The sequence below is a fragment of the Catellatospora sichuanensis genome, from assembly GCF_007483665.1.
Lineage (GTDB): Bacteria > Actinomycetota > Actinomycetes > Mycobacteriales > Micromonosporaceae > Catellatospora > Catellatospora sichuanensis.
In genome coordinates this window covers 17,078-43,632 of sequence record NZ_VIQO01000043.1, presented here as the reverse complement: position 1 = coordinate 43,632, position 26,555 = coordinate 17,078, and the positions used below count along the sequence as shown (strand labels likewise).

Genomic DNA, 26,555 nt, shown 5'->3' with positions numbered 1-26,555 from the left:
TTTTCGTAATTCAGATTAGAAGCGTTGTTTTCCGGGGACGATGAGGATGTGGCAGCCCCGACCAGCCCCATAGCGGAACCCCACGAGACCAAGGGGGCGGCGATCCTCGTCGCTGCCGCGGCCGCGGTGGGCGGTTTCCTCTTCGGGTACGACACCGCGGTCATCAACGGCACCGTCGACGCCCTGCGCAACACCTTCCAGCTGAACTCGGTGGCCCTCGGGTTCGTCGTGTCGGCGGCCCTGCTCGGCTGCGCCGTCGGCGCATGGTTCGCGGGCCCGCTCGCCGACCGGATGGGCCGGGTGCGGGTGATGCTGATCGCCGCCGGGCTCTTCATCGCCAGTTCGATCGGCTCCGGCCTCGCCTTCAGCCCCGTCGATCTGACGTTCTGGCGGATCGTCGGCGGTCTCGGCGTGGGCGCGGCGAGCGTCATCGCGCCCGCATACATCGCCGAGGTCTCTCCCGCGCACATCCGCGGCCGGCTCGGCTCGCTGCAGCAGCTCGCCATCGTCAGCGGCATCTTCGTCGCCCTACTCGTCGATTACCTGCTGGCTGACGTAGCCGGCGGGGCGATGGAGGCGGTGCCCTGGGGCGGCGCGGCCTGGCGCTGGATGTTCGCCTCCGCCGCCGTGCCCGCAGTGATCTACGGCGTGCTGGCGCTGCAGATCCCGGAGTCCCCGCGCTACCTGGTGCGCCGCGGACGCCTCGCCGAGGCCCGCGACGTGATCAAGCGGCTGATCGGCGGCGACGTCGAGAAACGTATCGTCGACATCAAGCGCACGGTGGCGGGCACCACCGAGAAGGTCCACCTGAACGTGCTCAAGGGCCCCCGGCTCGGACTGCTGCCCATCGTCTGGGTCGGCATCCTGCTCTCGGTGTTCCAGCAGTTCGTCGGCATCAACGTGATCTTCTATTACTCGTCGGCGCTGTGGGCATCGGTCGGCTTCAGCGAGTCCGACGCACTGCTGATCACGGTCATCACCAGCATCACCAACATCGTCACCACGCTCATCGCCATCGCCCTGGTCGACAAGGTCGGCCGCAAGCCGCTGCTGCTCGTCGGCGCAGCCGGCATGGTGCTCACGCTCGGCACGATGGCCTGGTGCTTCTCCACCGCCACGCAGACCCTCGGGGCCAACGGCGAGATGCTGACCACGCTCAGCCCCGCGATCGGCAAGGTCGCCCTGGTCGCCGCGAACCTGTACGTGGTCGCCTTCGGCATGAGCTGGGGCCCGGTGGTCTGGGTGCTGCTCGGCGAGATGTTCAACAACAAGATCCGTGCCACCGCGCTGGCCGTCGCCGCCGCGGCCCAGTGGATCGCGAACTGGCTGATCAGCACCACGTTCCCGGCCCTGTCGAACATCGGCCTGACCTTCGCCTACGGCCTGTACGCGATGTTCGCCGCCCTGGCCTTCTTCTTCGTCTGGAAGGCCGTCCGCGAAACCAAGGGCCGCGAACTCGAAGCCATGTGACACCCCGGCGGCGGCCCGGGGCCCCTCCTGCCGCAACTCTTGAAGAGTCGCGGCCTCACCCCGGCCCGGTAGCCGCAGGTCTTCAAGAGTCGCGCCAGGCAGGGGGCGGGGTGGGGCGGGGAACGGGAAGGCCCCCGAGCGGAGCTCGGGGGCCTTCGTCGTGTTCAGGGCTTGCGGTGCTTCTGATCCGTCAGGATCAGAAGTCCATCTCGCCGCCGCCGGGGCCGGCCGGCGCAGCGGCCGCCTTCTCCGGCTTGTCCGCCACCACAGCCTCGGTGGTGAGGAACAGGGCCGCGATCGAGGCAGCGTTCTGCAGCGCCGAACGGGTCACCTTGGCGGGGTCGATGATGCCGGCCTTCAGCATGTCGACGTACTCGCCGGTCGCGGCGTTGAGGCCGTGACCGATCTCCAGGTTGCGCACCTTCTCCGACACGACGCCACCCTCGAGGCCCGCGTTGACGGCGATCTGCCGCAGCGGGGCGTCGAGCGCGACCCGGACGATGTTGGCGCCGGTCGCCTCGTCGCCGGACAGGTCCAGCTTGTCGAAGGCGGTCTTGCCGGCCTGCACCAGCGCGACGCCACCACCGGCGACGATGCCCTCCTCGACGGCCGCCTTCGCGTTGCGAACGGCGTCCTCGATGCGGTGCTTGCGCTCCTTGAGCTCGACCTCGGTGGCCGCGCCGACCTTGATGACCGCGACACCGCCGGCCAGCTTGGCCAGGCGCTCCTGCAGCTTCTCGCGGTCGTAGTCGGAGTCCGACTTCTCGATCTCGGCGCGGATCTGGTTCACCCGACCGTTGATCTGGTCGGCGTCACCGGAACCGTCGACGATCGTGGTCTCGTCCTTGGTCACGACGACCTTGCGGGCGCGGCCCAGCATGTCCAGACCGGTGCTGTCGAGCTTGAGGCCGACCTCCTCGGACACGACCTGGCCGCCGGTCAGGATCGCGATGTCCTGCAGCATGGCCTTGCGGCGGTCGCCGAAGCCCGGGGCCTTGACGGCCACGGACTTGAAGGTGCCACGGATCTTGTTGACGATCAGGGTGGCCAGGGCCTCGCCCTCGACATCCTCGGCGATGATCAGCAGCGGCTTGCCGCTCTGCATGACCTTCTCGAGGATCGGCAGCATGTCCTTGACGTTGGCGATCTTGCCGTTGACGATCAGCAGGTAGGGGTCCTCGAGGACCGCCTCCATGCGCTCGGGGTCGGTGATGAAGTACGCCGAGTTGAAGCCCTTGTCGAAGCGCATACCCTCGGTGAGCTCCAGCTCGAGCCCGAAGGTGTTGCTCTCCTCGACGGTGATGACGCCTTCCTTGCCGACCTTGTCCATCGCCTCGGCGATGATCTCGCCGACGGTGGTGTCAGCCGCGGAGATCGAGGCGGTGGAGGCGATCTGCTCCTTCGTCTCGACGTCCTTGGCGAGCTTCGAGAGCTCCTCCGCCACGGACGCGACGGCAGCCTCGATGCCCCGCTTCAGGGCCATCGGGTTCGCACCGGCGGCAACGTTGCGCAGGCCCTCGCGAACCAGCGCCTGGGCCAGGACGGTCGCCGTCGTCGTGCCGTCACCGGCGACGTCGTCGGTCTTCTTGGCGACCTCCTTGACCAGCTCAGCGCCGATCTTCTCGTACGGGTCCTCGAGCTCGATCTCCTTGGCGATGCTCACACCATCGTTGGTGATGGTGGGGGCACCCCACTTCTTCTCGAGCACAACGTTGCGGCCCTTGGGGCCGAGCGTCACCTTTACGGCGTCAGCGAGGATGTTCATTCCCCGCTCGAGGCCGCGGCGAGCCTCCTCGTCGAACGCGATAATCTTGGCCATAACGGCGTTGTCCTCCTGGACAATCCGAGGTCGGAGAGCTGGCCCGCGACGACCGGCTGCCACCATTCGGCAGCCCCGCAACTCCGACTTCTGGTCTCGTATTGGCACTCACACGAGGAGAGTGCCAATCACTTGTTTAGCACTCTCGCCCCTTGAGTGCAAGCGAACACGGGATGATCACAGCCTTTCGCGGGCCCGCCCCGCCGAGCGGAGTTCACATTCGTCTCCGTGCGTATTACCTGGCAGTAACCCCGGTGCGACGACCACTCGCCCCGACGGAACGGCGACGCCGCCACCGCCCGGCCCGCGGGCGGAGCGGTTCACCAGGTGCGCCCCAGTTCGATCACGACAGGCTCGGGGGCGTCCGGCGCGGGCTCAGGGTCGGGCGCGGCGGGCAGGGCGACCCGGCGCAGGTACGCCACCGTGAGCGCGGTCATCGTCACGGTCGCCGTCAGGACGCCGACCGCCGAGATCGTCGCCACTTGCACGCCCACCGGCCACACGTACCCCGCCCCGGGCCGCAGCTGGGTCATCACGAGGTCGGCCAGATTGTCGACGGCCAGGCCGAACGCCAGCACCGCGACGATCTGCCCGATCGTGGCCGCCCGGCTGTGCGCCAGCCGCCACGCCCGGCCCAGCCCACGCCGTTCGAAGAGCACGACCAGCGGCAGCAGTGCGGTGGCGAAGGTCAGATACCAACTGCCCGCGGTCATCACGGCGGAGGTCGTCTGGAAGCCCCGGGTCCCATAGCCGTCCAGCAGCGCATGGAACATGTACACGCTGCCCGCGGCGCGCAGCAGGCCGACCCCGCCCAGCCACAGCGCCAACCGGCCGGAGCGCCGCACCCCCCGGCGCAGCGCCGCGCCGAACCGCACCCTGCGGCCCTCGCCGGCACCGCGGAACATCTCGACCACCGCCGCCCAGGTCCAGGCATTGAACACCCCCGCCAGCGCGAAGGGCACCGCGGTGACGACGGCGAGCCGGACAGAGTCGTCCAGAACGGAGAGCCTGTCGCCGCCGCCGTAAACGGCCAGCGGCACTGCGACGCCCGCGAGCAGGGCGGCCAACTCGGTGACCACGATGATCGCGAGCAGCGTCCACCAGTGGTTCCGCAGCAGGGCCACGGTCTCGCGGAGCCAGGACGGGCGGGGGTGAGTCGGGTCGGTCAACGCGCTGCCGGTTCTGGCTGCGACGGCTCGCCCGCGTGGTAGGGGTTCGAGGCCGGTTCGGACATGCGCTGCTCCAGCTAGGAGGTGAGGGGTCGCCCAGTGTGGCACGCCCGTGCGCACGCCGCTGTCCTCCACCCGCCCCGGAACAGCTGGAAGGGCCCCGATCCTGTGGGATCAGAGCCCTTTCCGTATTACTCAAGCTTTGATGGCCAAGCGGTCAGGCGATGACCCGGACCTTCTCAGCCTGGGGGCCCTTCTGGCCCTGGGCGATTTCGAACTCAACGCGCTGACCGTCGTCGAGCGCCTTGTAGCCGTCCATCTCGATCGCGGAGAAGTGGACGAACACGTCCTGCCCTCCGTCGACCGCGATGAAGCCGTAGCCCTTCTCGCTGTTGAACCACTTGACGGTGCCCTGTGCCACGGTGCACTTCCTCACTTCTGTAAAGCTGGGCGGTCCTCAGCGGGCCACCCCCGGCTGGTGTTGTCAGCCGTCCTCGCACGCTACACGAGCACCGGTGCCCTCGCACAGCCCCAAAACGGACCTGTAGTCCCCCCGTTACAGTTCGACAGTCGGCAATCTGACCATGAGCGCGCTCTATCGCGTGACCGGGCGGGCCACCGGGGGGTTGGGTGGAACGTGGACAACCGCCGCCGCATCCGTTCGCGCCGTCTGCCGGCCGCCTTCATGCCCCTCATCGCGACGTCCGTGTGCGCCGTCGCCTTACTCGTGACCGGTGCGGCCCTGCAATGGGCACTGCATTACGGCACGAACGCGGCACCGCCGGGGGCCGCCCCCGACCGGACCACGGGAGAGCCGGCGTCACCCGCCCGACTGGAACTTCCCCCCGTACGGCTGGACACCGAGGGCTTCGCCAGCTGGGCGATGCTGGACCGGCGCACCGGCCAGATCGCCGGCTCCTCCAACCTGGACGCCCCGAGCGACACCATGTCCCTGATAAAGGTGTGGCTCGCCGCCGACTTCCTGCGCCGTACCGACTACCCGGACCAGCGCAGCCTGAACCGGCTGATCATCATGATCCGCGACTCGGACAACAAGGCCGCGTACGAGTTCTACGAGCGCAACGGCGGCCGCGCCGGCATCGAGCGCATGGTGGAGATCTGCGGGCTGACCGAGTCGAAGCCGTACAAGACCGACGGTTACTGGTCGAACACGGTGGTCTCGGCACGCGACGTGGTCCGGTTGGGGGCCTGCCTTGCCGACGGCCGGGCGGCGGGGCCGCACTGGACCGACTGGCTGCTCACCCAGATGCGCCTGGTGCGCGGCGTCGGCGACTTCGGCCCGCGGTCGGCGTTCCCGCCCGAGGTGTCGGCCACCATCGCCATCAAGAACGGTTGGCTGCTGCGCACCGAGGACAAGCTGTGGCACATGGCCTGCCTGGCGGTCACCGACAAGTGGAGCATGAGCGTCCTGCTGCGCTACCCGGCCCGCTACGGCTTCGACCACGGCCGCGACCTGTGCCGCTCCGTAGCCGACCAACTCAAACCCGCCCTCCCCTGACCACCCAGGGAACGAAGGAAGGGCACCTTCTTAACGCTATGCGTTATAGAAGGTGCCCTTCTTAACATCTCAAGACGCTGAGCTGCGTGAACGCGGACTGTTGCACGCAGCCGCGACGTCGGCCGATCAGGCCGGGCGGCGGGACTGGACGATGCGGAAGCGGTTCGCCACGAACGCGCTGTCGGTCAGCGCCGCGTTGGCGGCCGGGTTCGCACCGGAGGCGTGGAAGTCGGAGAAGGCCGCCGACTGGTTGACGAAGATGCCGCCGGTCAGGTTCGCCGACAGGTGTACGCCCACCTCCATCGCCGCCTGCTCGACCGCGTCCAGCACGGACTCGTCGGTGCTGTAGACCGCCGCGGTGATGGCGCCCTTCGCGCCGACCGTCTCCCGGAAGACGTCGATGCTCTGCGCGGTCGACTCGGTCGGCACCGCGAAGGTCACCGGGCCGAAGCACTCGCTGGCATAGCCGTCGGTCACCTTCACGATCATCGGGGTGCGGACCACCGCGTCGGCGTACGCCGGGTGGGCCAGCTCGGCCGAGTCGAGCACCACGTCGCCCATCTTGCGGGCGGCCTCGATGCGGTCCACCACGTCGGCGTTGACGATCGCGCCGGTGAACTCGACGGCCTTGGCCGGGTCGGCGGTGATCGCGCGGACCGCGCCCGCGATGCCGTCGACGACCTCGTCGAAGCTCTTGTGCCCGGCCTCGGTCGCGATGCCGCCGGCGGGGATGAGCAGGTTCTGCGGGGTGGTGCACATCTGGCCGCTGTACAGGGTGAGCGAGAAGCCCAGGTTGCGGCACATGCCGGCGAAGTCGTCGGTCGAGTCGACGATGACCGTGTTGACACCGGCCTTCTCGGTGTAGACCTGTGCCTGGCGGGCGTTGGCCTCCAGCCAGTCGCCGAAGGCGGTGGAGCCGGTGAAGTCGATGAGGCGGATCTCGGGCCGCAGCGCCAGGTCGGCGGCGACCGGCGCCTCGCGGGTGTCCACCGCGAGCTGCACCGTGTTCGGGTCGAGCCCGGCCTCGGCGAGCACCTCGCGGGCGATCTGCACGGTGATGGCGAGCGGCAGCACCGCGCCCGGGTGCGGCTTGACCAGCACCGGGTTGCCGGTGATCAGCGAGGCGAACAGGCCCGGCCAGGAGTTCCAGGTCGGGAACGTGTTGCAGCCGATGACCAGGCCGATGCCGCGCGGCACCAGGTGGTACGTCTTGGCCAGCGTGTCGGCCTTCTTGGTCCACACCACGGAGCCGACCTGCCGGGTCTGCTCGGCGTAGCCGTAGGCGATCGCCTCCAGCGCCCGGTCCAGCGCGTGCGGGCCGCCGGCCTGGAAGGCCATCACGAACGCCTGGCCGGTGGTCGCGTGCACCGCGTTGGCCAGCTCGAATACCCGCTTGTGCAGGCGGGCGAGGATTTCCAGGCACACTCCGGCACGCTGCTGCGGCCCGGCGGCGCGCCACGAGGGCAGCGCGGCCCTGGCGGCGGCGATGAGGGCGTCCGGGCTGGTCCGGGGGTATCGCACCCCGAGCGGGATGCCGAACGGCGAGCGCTCCGGGCTGACCCATTCGTCGGCGGGCTGGTCCAGCGGGAAGTCCTTGCCCAGCAGCGCGGTGAAGGCGGCCTTGCCGTCGGCGGCGGCGGTCTCGCCGTACACCTTCGGGCTCGGCGACTCCGGGTACGCCGACCAGTAGCCGCGCTCGGTGATCGCCCGTAGCGCGCTGTTCAGCAGCTCCTCATGGGTGGTGAAGAGGTCCGTGGTGGTGACAGTCATGCCCCTCATCATGCCCGACGAGGTGAGCGAAGCCACAGTTGAACATGTTCAAGTCGTGTGTCAGCATGAGAACGTCCGAAAGTTGAACACGTTCAAATCGGAGATGGGACATGGACCCGAAGCTGGCCGTCTACCTGGCCTACGCGGTCGTCACCCTCGCACTGACCCTGTGGGTCGGCCACACCCTCCAGCGCCACGGGCAGGCCTTCCTGCGCGACGTGCTCCCGACCGGGGAGCTCGCCGCCGCCGTCACGAAGTTCCTCGTCGTCGGCTTCTACCTGCTCAACCTCGGCTACATGGCGATCGCCATGAAGACCTACGACGAAGTGACCGGCCCCGTCGACGCGGTCGAGACGCTCGCCACCAAGATCGGCATCATCACGCTCGCGCTGGTGGTGGTGCACCTGGGCACCGTGCTGCTGCTCGGCCGGCTCCGCCGGCAGATGCAGGGACCGCTGACCAGGGCGTACCCCGTGCCCGCAGCCGCGCTCACCCAGCAGGCGGCGGACCGGCGACCGGCGGACCAGCAGGACGGCGCACGCCACCTGACCCCCGCCGCGTGAGCCGCCGCTAGCGTGGGCAGCGTGACGCACACCGACAACGGCTCGTCCCCCGCCGCCGAGCAGGCGGCCCGGGGACGGGCCGCTGACACGTCCCGGGGCGAGCAGACCCGCCAGGCGATCGTGGCCAGCGCGATCCGGCTGTTCGGCGAGGCCGGATACGAGAAGACGACGATGCGGGCGATCGCCGCCGACGCCGGGGTCTCGGTCGGCAACGCCTACTACTACTTCCCCGCCAAGGAGGCGCTGGTCTCCGAGTTCTACCTGGAGTTGCAGCGCGAGCACCTGGCCCGGGTCGAGCCGATCCTGGCGGGCGGCACGTCCTTCGGCGACCGGCTGGCCGCGATCCTGCGCGAGGGCATCGAAGTGTGGGCGCCGCACCATGCGTTCGCGGGCCGGTTCATCGGCATCGCAGCGGTGCCCGGCTCGCCGGTGAGCCCGTTCAGCGAGGAGTCGAGCGACGCGCGCGAGCTGGCCACCAGCATCTTCCACCGGCTCGTCGACAGCACCGAGACGAAGATGGACCCGCAACTGCGGGCCCGGCTGCCGCAGCTGCTGTGGCTGGCCCAGCTCGGCCTGGTCGTGTACTGGGTGCACGACACCACGCCGGGCCAGCGCCGCACCCGCGCCGTCGTCGACCTCGCCGTGCCCTACCTGGAATACCTGGTCGGCGCGTCCCGCATGAAGATCTTCAAACCGCTCACCACCCGCGGCCTGACCCTGCTGGAAGCCGTCTGGCCGCGTACGGCCGCGTGAGGACGACTCCGCCCGCGCCACCGACGTGGCACGGGCGGAGACCAGTCCGGGACCTGCGCATTCAGCACTTGCGGGGCTTGGCCCCGTCGATCAGCCGGACGTACGCGTGGGAGACGTAGATGCCGTCGCCGACCCGGTTCCACAGGTCGGTCGTGCGTACCGTCCCCTTGACCTTGTCGCCCTTGACCTGGCACCGGATCGGCACCTGGGCGTACTCGCCCGCGCCGCCGCGCAGGTCGGCCTTGACCTTCGGCGCCGAGCGCACCCGCAGCCACTCGCCGTCGTCGGTGTCGACCACGCCCCGGTCGCCCTCGCCGGTCCACAGGAAGGTGACGTGGACCCAGTCGTTGTCGTCGAGGTCGAGGCCGTCCCAGAACGCGCCGTCGGCGATGTCGATGCCGGCCGGGTTGCGCACCTCGCGGCCGAACTCGTCCTCGCCGTCGTTGTGGTCGTCCTGGTACGCCGCCTGTGCCTGGGGTTTGCCGCGCGGCAGCTTCTCCCACATGTGCCGGTCGTCGGCCCAGTAGTCGTCCTTGGTGTTCCACGGGCCGACGTCCCACACCGGCAGGAACACGCACCGGTCGTTGCCCTCGTGGCAGACCCGGACGCTCTTGTCCCCCTCGCCGCGGTCCGACAGCCCGCGCCACGAGGGCAGCGCGGCGAACCAGTCGCGTTTGGTGATTTTGTGGCCGTTGGCGGTCTTCCAGCCGACCAGACCCTCTCGCGTCGCGAAGATCTTGGCGGTGAGCGTGCCGCCCGCCGGCGGAGCGAGCGCCACGGCGGGAGTGGTCAGCACGGCCAGCGCCGTGGGCACGACGGTGAGGGCTGCGATCAGGGACACGAGCAATCGGGGCCTCATGTCCCTGATCAACGATCACGACACCCGTGGGGTGCCGGGCGTACGGGTAGTCCGTTTTAGGCAAATGGACCGTTTTATGCTGCCGGTTCGGCGGAGTCGTCCTTCGCCAGGTCACGCTGCCAGCTCTGGAAGGCGGCGATCTTACGGAAGCCCATCTGCTCGTTGATGGAGATCATGAAGCCGTTCTCCGCCGCGTTGAAGGTGTCCACCACCTCGACCCTGGGCGCCATTTCCCGGAAGAAGCGCAGATTCTCGACCTTCACCAGCGCGCCGAGCCGACGGCCCCGGTGCTCCGGGTCCACGATGGTGATCTGCTGCCAGGCGTGCCAGGGCGTCTCGTCGTCAGTGGAGATCGTGGTCCAGGCGACCAGGTCGCCGGTCTCCTCGTGCACCGCGCCGGTGTGGAACGTAAGCCGCCCCCGCGCCGCGATGACCTCCTCGGCCCGGCGCACCCGCTGCACGTCCGGCTTCTCCGCCTCGATCTCAATGTCACCGGTAGGCGCATCGGTCATCAGCCGCGAGTCCAGGTAGGCCACACCCCCGACCAGCTCCTCCGGGGCGGCGTCGCGCCACTGCACCAGGCGATAGCCGCCGGCCTTGGCCTTCGCCGCGGCCAGCATGCCGGCCAGCACGTCGCCGTCGACCTCGGCCACCGTCAGCCGCCGCTGCAGCTCCGGCAGGGTGTTCGTGAACCCGAAGGCCGCCGCGAACGCCGCCGGGGCCTCGTCCGGGGCGGGCAGGTCCGGCATGGACAGCGTGCTGCCCGTCAGCAGGACGCTGCGCCCGTGCTCGCGGGCGTACGCCAGCACCTCGCCGAACAGCGCCCGGCCCACGCCCCGCCGCCGGTGTCTCGGTGCGACCTCGAGGATGAAGAAGAGGACCTTCAGGTTCTCCTCGGTATGGCGGGACAGCTCCAGCCGCCCGGCAGGCTCGCCGTCAAACCAGGCCAGCCGATGCTCCACCGTGCGCGCCGGAAACAGGTGTTCGAGCGTCAGCTGCGCGGACCGCCTGGTCATCGGCGGAAAATGCGGGAACTCGTGCTCGCGTACCCGTCCCATCACCTCCACCCAGGCGTCGATGGAGGCGGGATCGTCAGCGGTGACGGGGGCGATACGCAGACTCATGCCCGCCAGGGTCCCCCTCCCCCAACCCCCACCGCACCCCGTTTTTTGGGCGACGGGCTGAAAGCGCCCTCCGCGCGAACGGGAAGGGCGCCTTCAGCGCAGTCAGCGGATCAGCCGAGCAGGCCCGCCTCGCGGGCGGCCTTCAGCGACGGCCGCACCCGGTAGGTCGGCCCGACCAGCTCGGCCACCGCCTCCAGGGTCTTCAGGCCCTCGCCGGTGTTGTAGACGACCGTCTCCAGGTCCGGGTCGAGCTTGCCGGAGGCGACCAGCTTCGCGGTCACCGCGGTGGTCACCCCGCCCGCGGTCTCCGCGAAGATGCCGGTGGTACGCGCCAGCAGCCGGATCGCGTCGCGGATCTCGTCGTCGGAGGCGTAGTCCATCCAGCCGCCGGTGCGGCGCACCGCCTCCAGCGCGTACAGCCCGGCGGCCGGGTCGCCGATGTTCAGCGACTTCGCGATGCCGGTCGGCTTCACCGGGGTGATCACATCGGTGCCGGCGTGCAGCGCGGTGGCGATCGGGTTGCAGCCCAGCGACTGCGCGCCGAACACCTTCCAGCCCCCCTCGGGCGCGACGGCCAGGCCCGACGACACCAGCTCCTCGAACGCCTTGTCAATCTTGGTGAGCAGCTCGCCGGAGGCCATCGGGATGACCACCTGCGCCGGGATGCGCCAGCCGAGCTGCTCGGCCACCTCGTATCCCAGCGTCTTGGAGCCCTCCGCGTAGAACGGGCGCACGTTCACGTTGACGAACGCGGTGTCCTCGAACTCGTCGGTCTCCACCAGCTCCGAGCACAGCCGGTTGACGTCGTCGTACGAACCTTCGATGGCGACCACGTCGCCGCCGTACACCGCGGTGGTGATGATCTTGCCGGGCTCCAGGTCGTACGGGATGAAGACGATCGAGGGCACGCCCGCGCGGGCGGCGTGCGCGGCGACCGAGTTGGCCAGGTTGCCGGTGGAGGCGCAGGCGTAACGGGTGAAGCCGAGCGCCTTCGCGGCGGTCAGCGCCACCGACACCACCCGGTCCTTGAAGGAGTGCGTCGGGTTGGCCGAGTCGTCCTTCACCCACAGCGGGGCGCGCAGGCCGATCTCGGCGGCGAGCGCGTCGGCGCGTACCAGCGGGGTCAGGCCCGGGTTGAGCGTCACCCGGTCGGCGGCGTGCTGGCCGACGGGCAGCAGGCCCGCGTAGCGCCAGATGTTCTGCGGTCCCGCCTCGATCTGGGCGCGGGTCACCTTCGCCAGGGAGTCCGCGTCGTACCAGACCTCGAGCGGGCCGAAACACTCGTAACAGGCGTGCTGGGCGGCGAGCGGGAAACGGGCGCCACAGCCGCGGCACTCCAGGCCGCGCGCGGGGGAATCGACACCGAGGGGCGCGATGACGGCAGACGTCATGAGATGTTTCCTCTCATCTTCCCGGCGTCACCGATCTGGCCCGCCGGACGGAGTTGGCACCTGCCATCGATGGTGGTTGCCGGAGCGTCGTCGGGCCGTGTCCCTCAGCTCCTCTGGATGAGGTATTCAGTTGTGCCTTGCAGTTAATCAGAATCGAGATCGCCGTTTCCAGCGTTCCCAGACGATGAGATGCAGACCTCATCCGTCGCGGTGGTGACACACGGGCCGCGACGGCGGGGAGACCGTCGCGGCCCGTACGGGGTTAAGAAGGTGCCCTTCCTCTACGTATACCGATTAGAAGGTGCCCTTCCTTTCCTCGGGTCAGGGTTTGAGGAGGTCGCGGAGCGCCTTGGCGTCGGTGGCGGCGGCGCGCAGGTGGGTGCGGGCGGTGCGGACGTCGGCGCGGGCGGCGGCCGTCTTGGCCCTGATGGCGGCGGAGTCGGGACCGGGCTGGACGGCCAGCAGGTCGTCGGCGAGACCGGACAGGGCGGACTCCATCGCGTCCAGCTCCGACTTCAGGTGCGCCAGCTTGGCCTCGGCGTCGCCGAGGTCCTTGCCGGCGGACTTGGCCGCCGTGACGGCCTGGGCGAGCTTGTCGTGCAGGGTGCGCAGGCGGGTCAGCGCCGCCGCCGCCACGTCGGCCGCCAGCGTCAGGTGCACCTGGGGGCGGACCAGCAGGTACACCCGGTAGTCCTCGACCATGCTGCGGGTGCCGGCGCGGACCGCCTCGAGCGTGGTCTCGGCCGCGACCTTGGCGCGCAGCTCGGTGAGGCCGGCGATGCCCGCGTCGACGGTCTTCTGCAGCGCGGCCTGGTGGGCGTCGGTCAGGCGCGCCGCGTTGCGGATCGCCACGCCCTCGGCGCGCAGCATGGCGAGCCGGCCGTCGATGCGTACGGTGGCGAGCTTCTTCGCGTTGGCCAGGTTCGCGGCCTGGTCCGCCGCCTGCACGGCGACCCCGGCCACGGGAACCGCAGCCTGCGCGGGCACCCCGGCGGTGGCGGCGAGCGCGGCGGCGGTCAGGGCGGTGGCGGCGAACAGCAGCCCACGGCGGATCAGCATGTCAGTCCTCATCGTTCGGGCTCTCCTCTGCCTTCTTCAGCTGCCCGTCCAGTTCCGCCAGCAGCTTGTCGAGTTCCGCGAGGTCCTTGTCGGCCTGGCTCACCACGGCGGCGGCGGCGTCGGCGGGGGCGGCGGGGGCGGGGGTCTTCGGCGCGGGCGCGGGGGTGGTCGCGACGGTGCTCCCGGTGTCCGGCCCGGCCGGCGGCGACGCGTCACGGTTGCCGCCTCCGCGGCACCCGGTCAGCGCGACCCCGAGGGCGACCGCGAGGGCCGTCATGGCGATGGCACGTCTCATGTGGCGCACTCTGCCCACGCCACGTCAGGCCGACGCGCCCGCCGTGTAAGCGCCACGTCAGGATCCGTCGCCCGTCGAGGGCCGCACCGGACCAGTCAGCCGAATAGACGGTGGCCTATCACATCGACTTTTCGAGGATCGGAGTCGATGTGATAGGCCACCGTCGATAGAAGACGCGGTGGACGGGTCAGGAGACGACGTCCTTGCGGGAGAACCGGTAGAAGGCCAGGGCGCAGAACGCGGTGAAGTAGCAGACCGCGGAAATGGTGCCCTTGATGATGTCGTCGAACTGCATCGGCGTTGTCAGCAGGCCCAGATAGGCCTGGGCGAAGTGCGTCGGCAGGAAGTTGCGCAGCTCGCCGAGGGCGGTGATCTGGTCCAGGATCGAGGAGACGATGTAGAGCAGGACCGCACCGCCGACCGCGCCGAGCGGGGCGTCGGTGAGCACCGACAGCAGGAAGGCCAGCCCGGCCACGACCAGCATGTTGATGCCCAGAAAGCCCGCGGTGGCCAGCAGGCGCAGCATGCCCTCGCCGGCCGGGATCTCCGCGGCGATGCCGGACTGCAGCGGATGCCAGCCGTAGCGCAGCGTGCCCAGCAGCAGCGCGGTGCCGAGCAGGGACAGTACCGCCAGCGCCGAGTAGCTCAGCGCGACCGCCAGCTTGACGCCGAGCAGGCGCGCCCGCGGCACCGGCACCGCGAGCAGGTAGCGCAGGCTGCCCCAGCTCGCCTCGGCGGCGACCGTGTCACCGTGGAACAGCGCCACCACCACGACCAGCAGGAAGCTCGCCGAGACGAACAGCGCGAACATGGCGAAGTTCAGCCCACCGGAGATCGCGGCGTCGGACAGCTGGGAGAACTGGCCCCGGCCGGATCGGCCGTCGTCGTCGCTGCCGCCCAGCTCGAACGCGATCAGCAGGATGATCGGCAGCACCACCATGAAACCCAGCGCGAGCTGGGTGCGCTTGCGCCGCCACTGCCGGGCGAACTCGGTGGCGTAGGTCAGCGTGCGGCCCGCGCGGTATCCCGCCGCCGCCCCGTCGGCCTGCGCGGTCTTCAGCTCCACGACATCTGTGCTCATGCCTTCTCCTCGCCGCGCTCGTCGGCGGCATCATCGAGCCTGCTGATCAGCTCGCCGCACTCGCTCATCGGTCACCACTTCCCGCCGTCGAGTCGCCCACCAGGGCCAGGAACGCGTCCTCCAGGCGACGCCGCGGCGTCACCCGGTCGATGCCGACCCCGGCCCGCACCAGCGCGGACACCGCCTCGGTGCGGCTGACGTCGCCCAGGTCCACCACGAGCGTGCGCTCGCCGTCGACCGCGTATCCCGCGACGCCCTCGATCCGGTCGAGGGTCTTGCTGGCCAGGTCGATGTCGGTCACGTCGAGCAGTGTGGTCGGGCTGTCCCCGACGATCTCGTCGACCCGCCCGGAGGCCACGACGCGTCCCTTGTGCACCACGACCGCGTGGGTGCAGGTCTGCTCCACCTCGGCCAGCAGGTGGCTGGAGACCAGCACGGCCCGGCCGTCGGAGGCGTACCGCTGCAGCACCCGGCGCATCTCGGCGATCTGCGGCGGGTCGAGCCCGTCCGTCGGCTCGTCGAGCACCAGCAGTTCCGGCAGGCCGAGCATCGCCTGGGCGACGGCCAGGCGCTGCTTCATACCGTGGCTGTAGTTCTTGACCTTGCGCTTGACCGCGTCGCCGAGGCCCGCGATGGCGAGCGCGTCGTCGAACCGGGCCTCCTCCCACGGCCGCCCGGTGGCCCGCCAGTACGCGGCGAGGTTCTGCTCGCCGGACAGGTGCGGCAGGAAGCCGGGGCCCTCGACCAGCGCGCCGATCCGGGACAGCACCGGCGCGCCCGGGGCCAGCCGGTGCCCGAAGATCAGCACCTCGCCGGCGGTGGCCTGGGTAAGCCCCATCAGCACGCGCAGGCTGGTGGTCTTGCCTGCGCCGTTCGGGCCGAGCAGGCCGACCACCTGGCCGCGTTCCACGGTGAAGTCGATGCTGTCCACGGCCACGAAGTCGCCGTACGTCTTGCGCAGGCCGCGCACCCACAGCGGCGTCTCGGCGTGCTCGGCGGAGACCGAGTGGTCCACCCGCCGGTGCCGCCGCCGGGCCACCACGATCACGATCGCCAGCCCGACGGCGAGCAGCCCGAGCAGGCCGAGCAGCACGTACAGCCAGAGCGCGTCGGCGGTCGCGATCGGGGTCGAAGGCACCGCGGGCAGGACGACCACGCCGCCGCCGTCGGTCTCGCCGACCGCCACGGTGTAGTCGACCGGCGCGGACGGGCCCAGGTAGGACTGGTCGGCGGTGGCGACGGTGATCCGCAGGCGGTGTCCGGCCTCGAACTCGCGCACGATGCCGGGCAGGGTCACCCGCACCGGCTGCGCCCGGTCGATGCTGGTGGGCAGGCCGGTCAGGCGCACCGGCGCGATCAGGCCCATGCTCAGCGCGGCGGAGCCGTTCGGATCGACGTCGTACAGCTTGACGAAGAGCACCGCCTCACCCGTCGGCGACGCCGCCCGGATCAGGACGCTCGGCGTGCCGACCACGCTGACCGCCTGCTCCAGCGGCGCCGACTCGAAGCGCGCGTGCTGGCCGGGCAGGTCGCTGACGACGCCGTTGACGAAGCTCGACAGCGCGCCCGAACCCGTGCCGGGCAGCGAGGACAGTGCGGCCGGGGTGCCGTTGGGCGGGTTGGCGACGGTACGCGCACGGCCGCTCACCGGCACCTGCACGGCGCTCTGCCCGACCAGTCCCGGATAGTCGGTGACCTGGTATCCGGTCGCCATGGTGCCGCGGTCGACCGCGTCCAGCCCGGTGATCCGCGAGTACGTAAAGCTGGACGCGGGAGCCTCGCCGTTGCCCTTGAGGTAGTGGTCGAACCACTGCGCGGTCAGGTACTTCAGCCGGTCGGAGTCGGACTGCGGGCCGTCGCCGCCGTCGTGGCCGCCGCTGAACCAGGCCACCCGCACCGGCGTGCCGTTCGCGGCGATGCCGCGCGCGTTGGCGTCGGCCTCGGTCAGCGGGAACAGCGAGTCGGCCAGGCCCTGAATGAGCAGCGTGGGGGCCTTGATCTGGTTGAGCACAGTGGCCGGGCTGCGCTGGGCGAGTTGCTCGCGCGAGTTCGCGTCGAGCCGTCCGGCGGCCGCCACGCGCAGGTAGGTCTGGCAGATGTCCTCGGCCCAGCGGCCGCACTGCGGGTTGAGGTTCGCCGCACCGGCCGCGCCGTCGCCCGGCGAGCCGCCCGCGCCGTTCAGACCGAGCGAATCCAGGCCGCCACCGCCACCGCCGCCACGCCCGCCGGACATGCCGGAGCTGAAGAAGACACCGGCCCAGGCCTGCTTGAACACGCCGTCGTCGGTCGTGGCCGCGGACTGCGCGAACAGCGATCTGCCGAGGTCGTTCCACGTGATCATGGGCACGATCGCGTCGACCCGCTGGTCCTGTGCCGCGAGCAGCAGCGACAGCGCGCCGCCGTACGAGCCGCCGAGCACACCGACCCGCGGGTCGCCGGACGCGTCGAGCTGGATGTCGTCGCGCTTGGCGAGGTGGTCCAGCAGCCGCTGGGCGCCGCGGACCTCGTAGTCCGGGGAGTTCAGATGGATCTGCCCGGTGCTCGCGCCGAAACCCTGCGCGGTCCAGGTCAGCACCGCGTAGCCGAGCCCGGCCAGGTCCTGGGCGTCCGTGGCGACGCTCTCCTTGGTGCCGCCGAACCCGTGCGCCAGCAGCAGCGCCGGCACCCTGTTCCCGGCGGACGCGCCGTCGGGCAGGTAGAGCCGGGTGTCGAGGGTGACCTCCTGGTCGCCGAGCGGGCCGGTACGCACCGACACCCGCTCGTCGACCGTGCGGTAGCCGGGGTCGGCGGGCCATGCGGCCCAGACCGCCAGCCCGGCCAGCAGCACGACGCCGACACCTCCGGCGATCCACCGCCTGTTGATCTTCGCCCGAACTCGGGCCGGGAGCGCGCGCATGACCGCCACAGTACGGCGCCGCACCCGCGGACCCATCGGGGAGAACCCCCACGCAAGCTGAGAGTTCTTTCAGCGGGCGTGCGGGCGGCGTTCAGGCTCTAACGCGTGCTGCGGGTGCGGGCCCGGCTGCCGCGCAGCCGCCGCAGCCGGCCGACGAGCACCGGCTCGTGCTCCAGCGCGGCCGGGTTGTCCAGCAGCGCGTTCAGCAGCTGGTAATAACGCGTCGCGGAGACCTCGAACTGGTCGCGGATCGCCTGCTCCTTGGCCCCGGCGTGCCGCCACCACTTCTTCTCGAAGGCGAGGATGTGCCGGTCGCGCTCGGACAACGCCTCTTCCCCGGTGACCACGACCGCGGCGGGCAGGTCGGAGTCGACCTCGTCGTCGCGCTCGGCGGGCGGCGCCAGGTCGACCGGGGACGGCTCGCGCCGGGGAACCGGGATCAGGGGCAGTTCTTCCAGCTCGCTGCCGTCGGCTCGCGTACGCTGTCTGATCTGCTCCATTTTGTCCCCTCCCCATGGGCCACGCCCCACGAGTCTAGGTGTGCTGTCGTGATCAACGAAAGACCTGTGATCAGGGTTGCTGTGCCACAAAACCGGCCGGGCGGTCGGAGTGTCCGATACCCCGACCGCCCGGCCGTATGCCAATCTCTGCGGGTCAGCTGATGTCGCGGCGGCGCATCTGCCAGAAGGCGACCGCGAGCACCACGACGACCAGGCCCAGCGCGATGGAACCGCTGTCCTGCCAGGTGATCAGCAGCTCCGGCGCGTTGCAGTTGCCGGCCGTGTCGCAGACCATCTCCGGTGAGCTGTAGTCCACCAGCTTCATCTCTTTGTTCATCCACGCGAAGATGTGGATCGGCACCAGGTACTGCTCCCAGAACGGCACCCGGATCATCTGGAACAGGATGGTCAGACCCACCTGCCCGACGATCACCACGGCCAGCGCCGCGCCCAGCGCGAGGCCGGTGTGCCGGCCGATCGAGGCCAGCCCGAAGCCGAGCGCCGCGAACAGCAGGATCATGCCGAGTCCGCGCAGGGCGGACAGGCCGAACGACTGCCACACCCCCGGTGTCAGGCCTTCGGTGGTGCCGCGCAGCTCACCGGCCGCCCACAGGATGCCGGTCCAGATGCCCAGCGCCACGATGGACAGCCCGGCCACCGACAGCAGCATCACGGTCAGCTTGGTGCCGAGCACCTTCATCCGTTTCGGCCGCCAGGTGAGCAGGTTCATCATCGACCCGGAGGCCCACTCCGCCCCGACGAACGACGCGCCGAGCAGGAACGCGACCATCGCCATGATGGCGGCCCAGACCAGGAACAATTCGCCGTACTGCGCTTTGAAGTCGAACGACGGCGGCATGTAGTGCTCGGCCCGGAAGTCGGACCGCTGCGGTCCGGTCCAGCCGCCGTCGTTGCACTTGTCGCCGCATTCGCGCTTGTACCGCTCGTACTCGCGAACCTGATCCTGATACATGGCCTCGGCCGTCGCCTCGCCCCTGGCGCGCGCCTCGGGAGTCGGCTTGGAGTGGAACGCGAACAGGATCGACGCGATCGTCACCAGGAGCAGAACGCCGATCGGAAACACCCAGCGGGTCAGCCGGCGCTTGAAGAAACGCCGCCGCTCAGCACGTACCAGGCTCATGCCTTCTCCTCGCTACGCTCGTCGGCGGCAGCGCCGAGCCTGCTGATTCGCTCGCGAAGCTCGCTCATGCCCCCACCCCGTTCTGCGGCGTGAGCTCCGGCCGCACGCTCTGATCGACCGAGCGGACCTGCCCGGGCACCGGGGCGGTGCCGGTCAGCTCCAGGAACACGTCTTCGAGGTCGGCCGTCACCGGCGTGAGCTCGCTGACGTAGAGCTGCCGCTCGGCCAGCAGCCGCGCGACCAGCGCGGGCTTGTCCACCCCGGACATGATCAGGTAGTCCTCGTGCGCCTGCAGGTCGAACCCACCGGCGACGAGCACCTGGGCGGCGGCACTGAGATCCGCCGGCGTCTCGAGGGCGACCCGCAGCTGACCCGACGAGTGCGCCTGCAGCACCTCGGCGACCGGGCCCGCCGCCACCCGGCGGCCCAGCGAGATGATGGTGACGCTGTCGCAGATGAGCTGGATCTCGCCGAGGATGTGGCTGGACAGCACCACGGTCATGCCACCGGCCGACAGCGTGGCCATCATGTCGCGCATCTCGCGGATGCCGCCCGGGTCCAGGCCGTTGGCGGGCTCGTCGAGGATCAGCAGCTTCGGCTGCTTGAGCAGCGCCGACGCGACGGCCAGCCGCTGCTTCATACCGAGCGAGTACGTCTTGACGCGCTCCTTGGCCCGCTCGCGCAGGCCGACCAGCTCCAGCGCCCAGTCGACGCGCGACTGCGGCAGGTTGCCCGCGTCGGCCAGCAGCGAGAGTGTGTCGCGCGCGGTGAAGTGCCCGAAGAACTGCGGGCTCTCCACGATCGCGCCGACCTTGCCGACCACCTCCGGCAGGAGGCGCGGCAGTTCGTGACCGAGGATGCGCATCTCGCCGCTGTCCGGCTTGATCAGGCCGAGCAGCGTACGCAGGGTGGTGGTCTTGCCGGAGCCGTTGGGCCCCAGGAAGCCGTGGACCTGTCCGGCCTCCACATACATCTCGAAGCCGTCCAGCGCCCGACGGGGACCACCCCGGGCTCGGTACGTCTTACGCAGGCCTTGGATCTCCAAGACAGCGGTCACGGGCGACCTCCTAGGTATCAGTGACTTCCGCACCCTACGGCGTATGCACCTGACACGCAGCCCTGGTCTTCCCGGATTCTTCACAACCGCACCGGGTGCCCGACCCCTCACCCAACGTGCCGCAACTCTTGAAAAGTCGCGGCCGAAAGACCCTGCCGAGGGCACGACTCTTCAAGAGTTGCGGCAGCGGGGAGGGCAGGCGGGTCAGGCGACGATGACGTTGAGGCCGGCTTCGCGGAAGGAGGCGAGCACGGCGGGGTCTGCGTTGGAGTCGGTGACCAGGGTTTCGATGCGCTCGACGGGGCAGATCCGGGCGAACGCGTGGCTGCCGAGCTTGGACGAGTCCGCGATGATCGCGACGCGCTTGGCGCGGGCCACCATCAGCGAGTTCATCGCTGCCTCGCCCTCGTGGTGGGCGGCCGCGCCGAGCGTCACGTCGATCGCGTTGACGCCGAGCAGCACCAGGTCGAGGGTGACTTCGCGCAGGATGCCGCCGCCGAGCGGGCCGACCAGCTCGAACGACTGCGGGCGGACCACGCCGCCGGTCACCACGATCTTCATCCGCGAGCGGACCAGCAGTTCGTTGGCGATGTTGAGTGCGTTGGTGACGACGGTGAGCTGCGCGCCCTCGGAGACCGAGTTGAGTTCGGGGCGCACGGCCAGGGCTCGGGCCACCTCGGTGGTGGTCGTGCCACCGTTGAGGCCGACCACCATGCCGGGCTGCACCAGCGCGGCCGCGGCCGTGCCGATGCGCTGCTTCTCGGCCGAGTGCTTGGCGGTCTTGTAGCGCAGCGGAAGGTCGTACGAGACGCCGCTGGCGACCGCCCCGCCCCGGGTACGCGTGATCATCTGCTGCTGGGCGAGCTGGTCGAAGTCGCGGCGGATGGTGGCCTGGGAGACGTCCAGCCGCTCGGCGGCCTGCTCGACGCTCACCCGGCCGGAATCGGTGAGCAGTTCCAGCAACGCGTTCCAGCGTGCGTACCGGTCCACCGAACCTCCGTTTGCGCGTTTTTTGAGCGGATGCGTGCACACTAGTGCGCGAAACCCGCCCATGCAACGCGATGTGCTGCGCGTATGTGACTCTTGAGTTGCCATCGTCCGAGGTGTCACGCAGAATAGCGCGCGAAAACCCGTACTTTCGAGCCGTTACGCGCACGCCTGCTTGGAGGCCCCGCCCATGACTTACGTCGCCGAAGAGATCAACAGCCAGCCCGGCCTCTGGCGACGAGCCGTGTCGCAGGCCGCCGAGGTGACCGGGGCGCTGCCCCGCCCCGGCGAGCGCGTCGCCGTCGTCGGCTGTGGCACCTCCTGGTTCATGGCCATGGCGTACGCCGCGCTGCGCGAGGCTGCGGGCCAGGGCGAGACCGACGCCTTCGCGGGCAGCGAGTTCCCCATCGACCGCCCGTACGACAGGATCGTCGCGATCACCCGGTCCGGCACCACCACCGAGGTCCTCGACATCCTGCGCAAGGCCGGCGACCGTTGCACCGTGCTGGTCGGCGACGTGGACACCCCGGCCGTGACGCTGGCCCGCGACGTGATCGCGCTGCCCTGGGCCGACGAGCGCTCCGTGGTGCAGACCCGCTTCGCCACCAGCGCGCTCACCCTGCTGCGTGCCTCGCTCGGCGAGGACCTGGCCAAGGCCGCCGACGACGCGCAGCGCGCCCTCGAACTGCCGCTGCCGCTCGACCCGGCGACCATCGAGCAGGTCACCTTCGTGGGCCGGGGCTGGACCAACGGCCTCGCCCAGGAGGCGGCGCTGAAGTGCCGCGAGGCGGCGACGTTCTGGACCGAGGCGTACCCGGCGATGGACTTCCGGCACGGCCCGATCTCGATCAGCACCACCGGCCGCGCGGTGTGGGCCTTCGGCGAGGTCCCGCCCGGCCTGCGCGAGGACGTCGAGGCGACCGGCGCGACCTTCGTGCACGACCCGTCGATCGACCCGGCCGCGCACCTGATCGTGGCGCAGCGTTTCGCCGTCGCGCTGGCCGAGCACAAGGGCCTCGACCCCGACACCCCCCGCCACCTGACCCGCTCGGTAGTGCTGTCATGACCCCGCACCAGCCTGATGACGTCGTCGTCTCCATCGACGTCGGCGGCACCGGTATGAAGTGCGCCCTGGTCGACGTCGCCCACCGGGTACGCCACACCGAGCGCCACACCACCGGCCGCGAGCGCGGGCCGCAGGCGGTGCTCGGCACCATCCTCGACGTCGCCGCGGGACTGGCCGCGACCGCCGCCGAGCGCGGCTGGCGGCCCGTCGGCGCGGGCGTGGTCGTGCCCGGCATCGTCGACGAGGCCAACGGCATCGCGACATATTCCTCGAACATCGGCTTCCGGGATGTGCCGCTGCGCGGCGAGGTCGTCGCGCGCACCGGCCTGCCCACCGCGGTCGGCCACGACGTGCGGGCCAGCGGCCTGGCCGAGGCCCGGCTCGGCGCAGGCCGGGGCCGCAAGCACGTGCTGGTGGTGCCGATCGGCACCGGGATCGCCGCCGCGCACGTCGTCGACGGCACGGTCATGACGGGTGCACACGGCGCCGCCGGGGAGATCGGCCACATCGTGGTACGCCCCGGCGGTCCGCTCTGCGGCTGCGGCCTGCGCGGCTGCCTGGAGGCGGTGGCCTCGGCCAGCGCGGTCGAGCGCCGCTACGCCGAACTCGCGGGCAGCCCCGCGACCGCGGCGCAGGTCGCCGGGCGGCTGGGCGCCGACCCGCACGCCGACCAGGTATGGGCGGAGACCGTGGACGCGCTGGCCGACGGGCTGCTCACCGGCCAGGCGCTGTACGACCCGGAACTGGTCGTCATCGGCGGCGGCCTGGCCGAGTCCGGCGAGACCCTGCTGGCCCCGCTGCGCGACTCCCTCGGCAAGAAGGTCACCTTCCACCGCGTACCGGAGATCGTGCGCGCCGAACTGGGCGACGAGTCCGGCTGCCTCGGCGCGGCCCTCATCGCCCTGGACCTGATCGAGGAGATGGCATGAGCGAGCATCGCGAGCGAATCAGCAGGCTCGGTGATGCCGCCGACGAGCGGAGCGAGGAGATGGCATGATCGTCAGCGGACGGATCGTCACCCCTGACGGCGTCGTCGAGGGTTCGGTGCACCTGGACGGCGACCGCATCGCGTCCGTCGGGCCCGGCACCGTGACTGCGGACCGGTGGATCCTGCCCGGCTTCGTGGACATCCACAATCACGGTGGCGGCGGCTTCACCTTCACCACCGGCGACGCGGCGGCGGCCCGCGAGGCGGCCGCGTTCCACCTGCGCCACGGCACGACCACGATGCTGGCGAGCCTGGTGTCGTCGCCGTTCGAGCTGATGCGCGACGCGGTGCTGGCGTACGCGCCGCTGGTCACCGAGGGCGTGCTGGCCGGCGTGCACTTCGAGGGGCCGTACCTGTCGCACGCGCGCTGCGGCGCGCAGAACCCCGAGTTCCTGCGCGACCCGTCGCTCGACGAGCTGACCGAGATCATCAAGATCGCCGACGGCTCGCTGAGAATGGTCACCATCGCGCCGGAGCGGACGGGCGCGCTGAACGCGATCCGGCTACTGGCCGAGCATGGCGTGGTGGCCGCCGTCGGGCACACCGACGGGTCGTACGCCGAGGTCATGGCCGCGGTCGACGCGGGCGCGACGGTCGGCACGCACCTGTTCAACGGCATGCGCCCGGTGCACCATCGCGAGCCGGGCCCGATCGTGGCACTGCTGGACTCCCCCACCGTCATCTGCGAACTGGTCGCCGACGGCGTGCACCTGCACGACGGCACCCTGGCGTTCGCCGCGCACAGCGCGGGCAGCGCGCGGTCCGCGCTGATCACCGACGCGATGACCGCGGCGGGTATGCCCGACGGGGAGTACGACCTGGGCGGCCTGACCGTCACCGTCGCCGACCGGGTGGCCCGGCTGGCCAACGGCAGCATCGCCGGCAGCACCCTGACCATGGACGCAGCGGTGCGCCGGGCACTCGGCGCGGGTCTGTCCATCACGGACGTGGCGGCGATGGCCGCGACCACGCCCGCCCGCGCGATCGGCCTGGCCGACGAGCTCGGCGCGCTGCGCCCCGGCCTGCGCGCGGACCTGGTCGAGCTGGACGCCGAGCTGCGTGTCGTCCGCGTCATGAAGTCGGGAGAGTGGATCTGATGGCCCTGGTTTCCACCGGAAAGCTGGTCGCCGAGGCGGCCGCCGCCGGGACCGGCGTCGCCGCGTTCAACGTCATCACCCTGGAGCACGCCGAGGCGATCACCGCCGGGGCGGCCGCGGCGGGCCGCCCGGTCATCCTGCAGATCAGCGAGAACGCGGTGAAGTTCCACGGCGGCCGGCTCGGCCCGATCACCGCCGCCGCCCGTGCCGTCGCCGAGCTGGCCTCGGTCGACGTGGCGCTGCACCTGGACCACGTGGAGTCGGTCGCGCTGCTGCACCAGGCGCCCGAGCACGGCTTCTCGTCGGTCATGTTCGACGCCTCGACCCTGCCGTACGCGGAGAACGTGGCCGCGACCAGGGCAGCGGCGGAGTTCTGCCACGAGCACGGGCTGTGGCTGGAGAGCGAACTGGGCACCGTCGGCGGCAAGGACGGCGCACCGCCGCTGGGCGCTCATGCCCCGGGGGCGCGCACCGACCCGGCCGAGGCGGCCGCGTACGTCGCCGAGACCGGGGTGGACGCGCTCGCCGTCGCGGTCGGCTCCTCCCACGCGATGACCAGCCGCGACGCCGCCCTCGACCATGACCTGATCGCCGCCCTACGCTGGGCCGTCCCGGTCCCCCTGGTCCTGCACGGCTCCTCCGGCGTCGGCGACGCCGAGCTGCGCCGCGCCGTCACCGGCGGTCTCGTCAAAATCAACATCGGCACCGCTCTCAACATCGCCGCCACCGGCGCGGTCCGCGAGATCCTCGCCGCCGACCCCAAGCTCGTGGACCCGCGCAAGTACCTGCGCCCGGCCCGCGACGCCATGTCCGCCACGGTCCAACACTTCCTGACCCTGCTCTAGACCGACTCGACGATCTCGCGTGGACTGAGGGCATGACGCACCCCGACCGCTTGCCGCCCACCGTGTACGCGGCCTCGCCCGAGGCCGGTCACGGCACGCGGACGGCTCGGCGGCGGTCCGCGCGGGATCGCGACGAGGCACCGCCCGTCTCCGAACTGCGTGACGGGCGACTCGACCGGGCCGGGGTGACACTCCTGCTGATTCGCGACGACCTCGTGGATCCGGAGCTGCCCGGCAACAAACGCCGCAAGCTGAAGTACAACCTGGTCGCGGCGCGGGAGCAGGGGTTCGGGACGCTGCTCACGTTCGGCGGGGCGTACTCGAACCACCTACGGGCGGTCGCGGCCGCGGGACGCCGGCACGGGTTCCGGACCGTGGGCATCGTGCGGGGTGAGGAGCACCTGCCGCTCAACCCGTCCCTGGCGTACGCCGTCGCGCAGGGCATGACCCTGGCCTATCTCGACCGCGACACCTACCGCCGCAAGCACACCGATGCCGTACTCGCCGAGCTGAAGCAGGTCTGGGGCGACTGCTACGTGATCCCGGAGGGCGGCAGCAACGCGCTCGCGGTGCGCGGCTGCGCCGAACTGCCCGCCGAGATCGACGCCGAGTACGACGTGCTCTGCTGCCCGGTCGGCACCGGCGGCACCCTGGCCGGCATCGCCGGCGGCCTGACCGGGGACCGTCGCGCGCTCGGGGTCGCCGTGCTCAAGGGCGCGGGTTTCCTGACCGACGAGGTGACCGAGCTGCAGCGCCAGGCGTTCGGCGCGCCGACGGACAACTGGCGGATCGACCTGGACCACCACTTCGGCGGATACGCCAAGCGGACCCCGCAGCTCGACGCGTTCGTCGCCGACTTCCACCGCCGCCACGGCCTCGCCCTGGATCCGATCTACACCGGGAAGCTGCTCGCCGCCCTCTACGACCTGGCCGATCAGGGCACCTTCGCGCCGGGCACCCGCCTCGCCGCGGTCATCACCGGCTCCGCATCGTTTGACGCACCACATGGTGGTGCATCGACGAACTGCCCGACGCCCGCGGGCGCGCTCGGGCCGTACACGATGGCCGCGGTGAACGCGGGACTGCGGGCGGCGCTGGCCCTCTGA

Annotated in this window: 24 protein-coding genes and 1 riboswitch; of the genes, 9 read left to right on the top strand and 15 right to left on the bottom strand. The window is 70.7% G+C overall.

Features of this window, described 5'->3' with window-relative positions; translation table 11 throughout:
* Positions 1-48: 48 nt before the first annotated feature.
* A complete protein-coding gene (locus FLL47_RS39405; protein ID WP_246159280.1) occupies positions 49-1,470 on the top strand; it encodes a sugar porter family MFS transporter in 1,422 nt (473 codons plus the stop codon).
* A 196-nt stretch (positions 1,471-1,666) separates the two neighbouring features.
* Here FLL47_RS39405 and groL read toward each other — a convergent pair whose 3' ends face one another.
* The 3 genes from groL to FLL47_RS39390 all read right to left on the bottom strand — a co-directional run bounded on the left by groL (position 1,667) and on the right by FLL47_RS39390 (position 4,879).
* Complete coding sequence (gene groL / locus FLL47_RS39400) at positions 1,667-3,289, bottom strand: chaperonin GroEL (protein WP_144127789.1); 1,623 nt, start codon at positions 3,287-3,289, stop codon at positions 1,667-1,669.
* A 320-nt stretch (positions 3,290-3,609) separates the two neighbouring features.
* The gene (locus FLL47_RS39395; RefSeq protein WP_144127788.1) at positions 3,610-4,458 is read right to left on the bottom strand and encodes a hypothetical protein; all 849 of its coding nucleotides are present in this window, start codon (positions 4,456-4,458) and stop codon (positions 3,610-3,612) included.
* A gap of 217 nt (positions 4,459-4,675) precedes the next feature.
* Positions 4,676-4,879: a cold-shock protein gene (locus tag FLL47_RS39390; RefSeq protein WP_033342363.1), complete on the bottom strand. Its 204-nt coding sequence runs from the start codon at positions 4,877-4,879 to the stop codon at positions 4,676-4,678.
* A gap of 216 nt (positions 4,880-5,095) precedes the next feature.
* Here FLL47_RS39390 and FLL47_RS39385 point away from each other — a divergent pair, with 216 nt between their 5' ends.
* Positions 5,096-5,977: a serine hydrolase gene (locus tag FLL47_RS39385; RefSeq protein WP_144127787.1), complete on the top strand. Its 882-nt coding sequence runs from the start codon at positions 5,096-5,098 to the stop codon at positions 5,975-5,977.
* A 126-nt stretch (positions 5,978-6,103) separates the two neighbouring features.
* Here the strand turns inward: FLL47_RS39385 and paaN are convergent, their stop codons facing one another.
* Positions 6,104-7,747, bottom strand: a complete 1,644-nt coding sequence (gene paaN, locus FLL47_RS39380) for a phenylacetic acid degradation protein PaaN (RefSeq protein ID WP_425457818.1) — start codon at positions 7,745-7,747, stop codon at positions 6,104-6,106.
* Positions 7,748-7,857: 110 nt separating this feature from the next.
* On the opposite strand from paaN, the gene FLL47_RS39375 reads away from it, so the two are divergent.
* Together FLL47_RS39375 and FLL47_RS39370 are read left to right on the top strand one after the other, a co-directional pair.
* Positions 7,858-8,310, top strand: a complete 453-nt coding sequence (locus FLL47_RS39375; RefSeq protein WP_144127786.1) for a hypothetical protein — start codon at positions 7,858-7,860, stop codon at positions 8,308-8,310.
* 21 nt (positions 8,311-8,331) lie between these two features.
* Positions 8,332-9,063, top strand: a complete 732-nt coding sequence (locus FLL47_RS39370; RefSeq protein ID WP_144127785.1) for a TetR/AcrR family transcriptional regulator — start codon at positions 8,332-8,334, stop codon at positions 9,061-9,063.
* A gap of 61 nt (positions 9,064-9,124) precedes the next feature.
* On the opposite strand, the gene FLL47_RS39365 is transcribed toward FLL47_RS39370, so the two are convergent.
* From FLL47_RS39365 to FLL47_RS39315, 11 genes are all read right to left on the bottom strand, one after another.
* Positions 9,125-9,922: a hypothetical protein gene (locus tag FLL47_RS39365; RefSeq protein WP_144127784.1), complete on the bottom strand. Its 798-nt coding sequence runs from the start codon at positions 9,920-9,922 to the stop codon at positions 9,125-9,127.
* A gap of 74 nt (positions 9,923-9,996) precedes the next feature.
* The gene (locus FLL47_RS39360; protein ID WP_144127783.1) at positions 9,997-11,046 is read right to left on the bottom strand and encodes a GNAT family N-acetyltransferase; all 1,050 of its coding nucleotides are present in this window, start codon (positions 11,044-11,046) and stop codon (positions 9,997-9,999) included.
* 110 nt (positions 11,047-11,156) lie between these two features.
* Positions 11,157-12,437 (bottom strand): threonine synthase, encoded by a 1,281-nt coding sequence (gene thrC, locus FLL47_RS39355; protein WP_144127782.1) that lies wholly within the window; start codon positions 12,435-12,437, stop codon positions 11,157-11,159.
* Positions 12,438-12,447: 10 nt separating this feature from the next.
* Positions 12,448-12,561, bottom strand: a riboswitch (SAM riboswitch).
* Between the two features lie 197 nt (positions 12,562-12,758).
* Entirely contained in the window at positions 12,759-13,508 is a 750-nt protein-coding gene (locus FLL47_RS39350) for a hypothetical protein (RefSeq protein ID WP_144127781.1), read from the bottom strand.
* Positions 13,498-13,791: a hypothetical protein gene (locus tag FLL47_RS39345; protein ID WP_144127780.1), complete on the bottom strand. Its 294-nt coding sequence runs from the start codon at positions 13,789-13,791 to the stop codon at positions 13,498-13,500. Before FLL47_RS39345 ends, FLL47_RS39350 begins: the two co-directional genes overlap by 11 nt.
* A 187-nt stretch (positions 13,792-13,978) precedes the next feature.
* Positions 13,979-14,872: an ABC transporter permease gene (locus FLL47_RS39340; protein WP_144127779.1), complete on the bottom strand. Its 894-nt coding sequence runs from the start codon at positions 14,870-14,872 to the stop codon at positions 13,979-13,981.
* 64 nt (positions 14,873-14,936) lie between these two features.
* Positions 14,937-17,768, bottom strand: a complete 2,832-nt coding sequence (locus FLL47_RS39335; RefSeq protein WP_144127778.1) for an alpha/beta fold hydrolase — start codon at positions 17,766-17,768, stop codon at positions 14,937-14,939.
* 98 nt (positions 17,769-17,866) lie between these two features.
* Positions 17,867-18,268: a DUF3263 domain-containing protein gene (locus FLL47_RS39330; protein WP_144127777.1), complete on the bottom strand. Its 402-nt coding sequence runs from the start codon at positions 18,266-18,268 to the stop codon at positions 17,867-17,869.
* Between the two features lie 154 nt (positions 18,269-18,422).
* A complete protein-coding gene (locus FLL47_RS39325; RefSeq protein WP_144127776.1) occupies positions 18,423-19,409 on the bottom strand; it encodes an ABC transporter permease subunit in 987 nt (328 codons plus the stop codon).
* 64 nt (positions 19,410-19,473) lie between these two features.
* Entirely contained in the window at positions 19,474-20,466 is a 993-nt protein-coding gene (locus FLL47_RS39320) for an ABC transporter ATP-binding protein (protein ID WP_144127775.1), read from the bottom strand.
* Between the two features lie 204 nt (positions 20,467-20,670).
* Entirely contained in the window at positions 20,671-21,456 is a 786-nt protein-coding gene (locus FLL47_RS39315; protein WP_144127774.1) for a DeoR/GlpR family DNA-binding transcription regulator, read from the bottom strand.
* Positions 21,457-21,643: 187 nt separating this feature from the next.
* Between FLL47_RS39315 and FLL47_RS39310 the strand changes: the two genes are divergently transcribed.
* The 5 genes from FLL47_RS39310 to FLL47_RS39290 all read left to right on the top strand — a co-directional run bounded on the left by FLL47_RS39310 (position 21,644) and on the right by FLL47_RS39290 (position 26,555).
* Entirely contained in the window at positions 21,644-22,519 is an 876-nt protein-coding gene (locus FLL47_RS39310; protein WP_144127773.1) for an SIS domain-containing protein, read from the top strand.
* Positions 22,516-23,448, top strand: a complete 933-nt coding sequence (locus FLL47_RS39305) for an ROK family protein (protein ID WP_144127772.1) — start codon at positions 22,516-22,518, stop codon at positions 23,446-23,448. Before FLL47_RS39310 ends, FLL47_RS39305 begins: the two co-directional genes overlap by 4 nt.
* A 64-nt stretch (positions 23,449-23,512) precedes the next feature.
* Positions 23,513-24,604 carry an N-acetylglucosamine-6-phosphate deacetylase gene (gene nagA / locus FLL47_RS39300; RefSeq protein WP_144127771.1) on the top strand — a complete coding sequence of 364 codons (1,092 nt, stop codon included), beginning with the start codon at positions 23,513-23,515 and terminating at the stop codon, positions 24,602-24,604.
* A complete protein-coding gene (locus tag FLL47_RS39295) occupies positions 24,604-25,449 on the top strand; it encodes a class II fructose-bisphosphate aldolase (protein WP_144127770.1) in 846 nt (281 codons plus the stop codon). Before nagA ends, FLL47_RS39295 begins: the two co-directional genes overlap by 1 nt.
* Before the next feature lie 32 nt (positions 25,450-25,481).
* Positions 25,482-26,555, top strand: a complete 1,074-nt coding sequence (locus tag FLL47_RS39290; RefSeq protein WP_144127769.1) for a 1-aminocyclopropane-1-carboxylate deaminase/D-cysteine desulfhydrase — start codon at positions 25,482-25,484, stop codon at positions 26,553-26,555.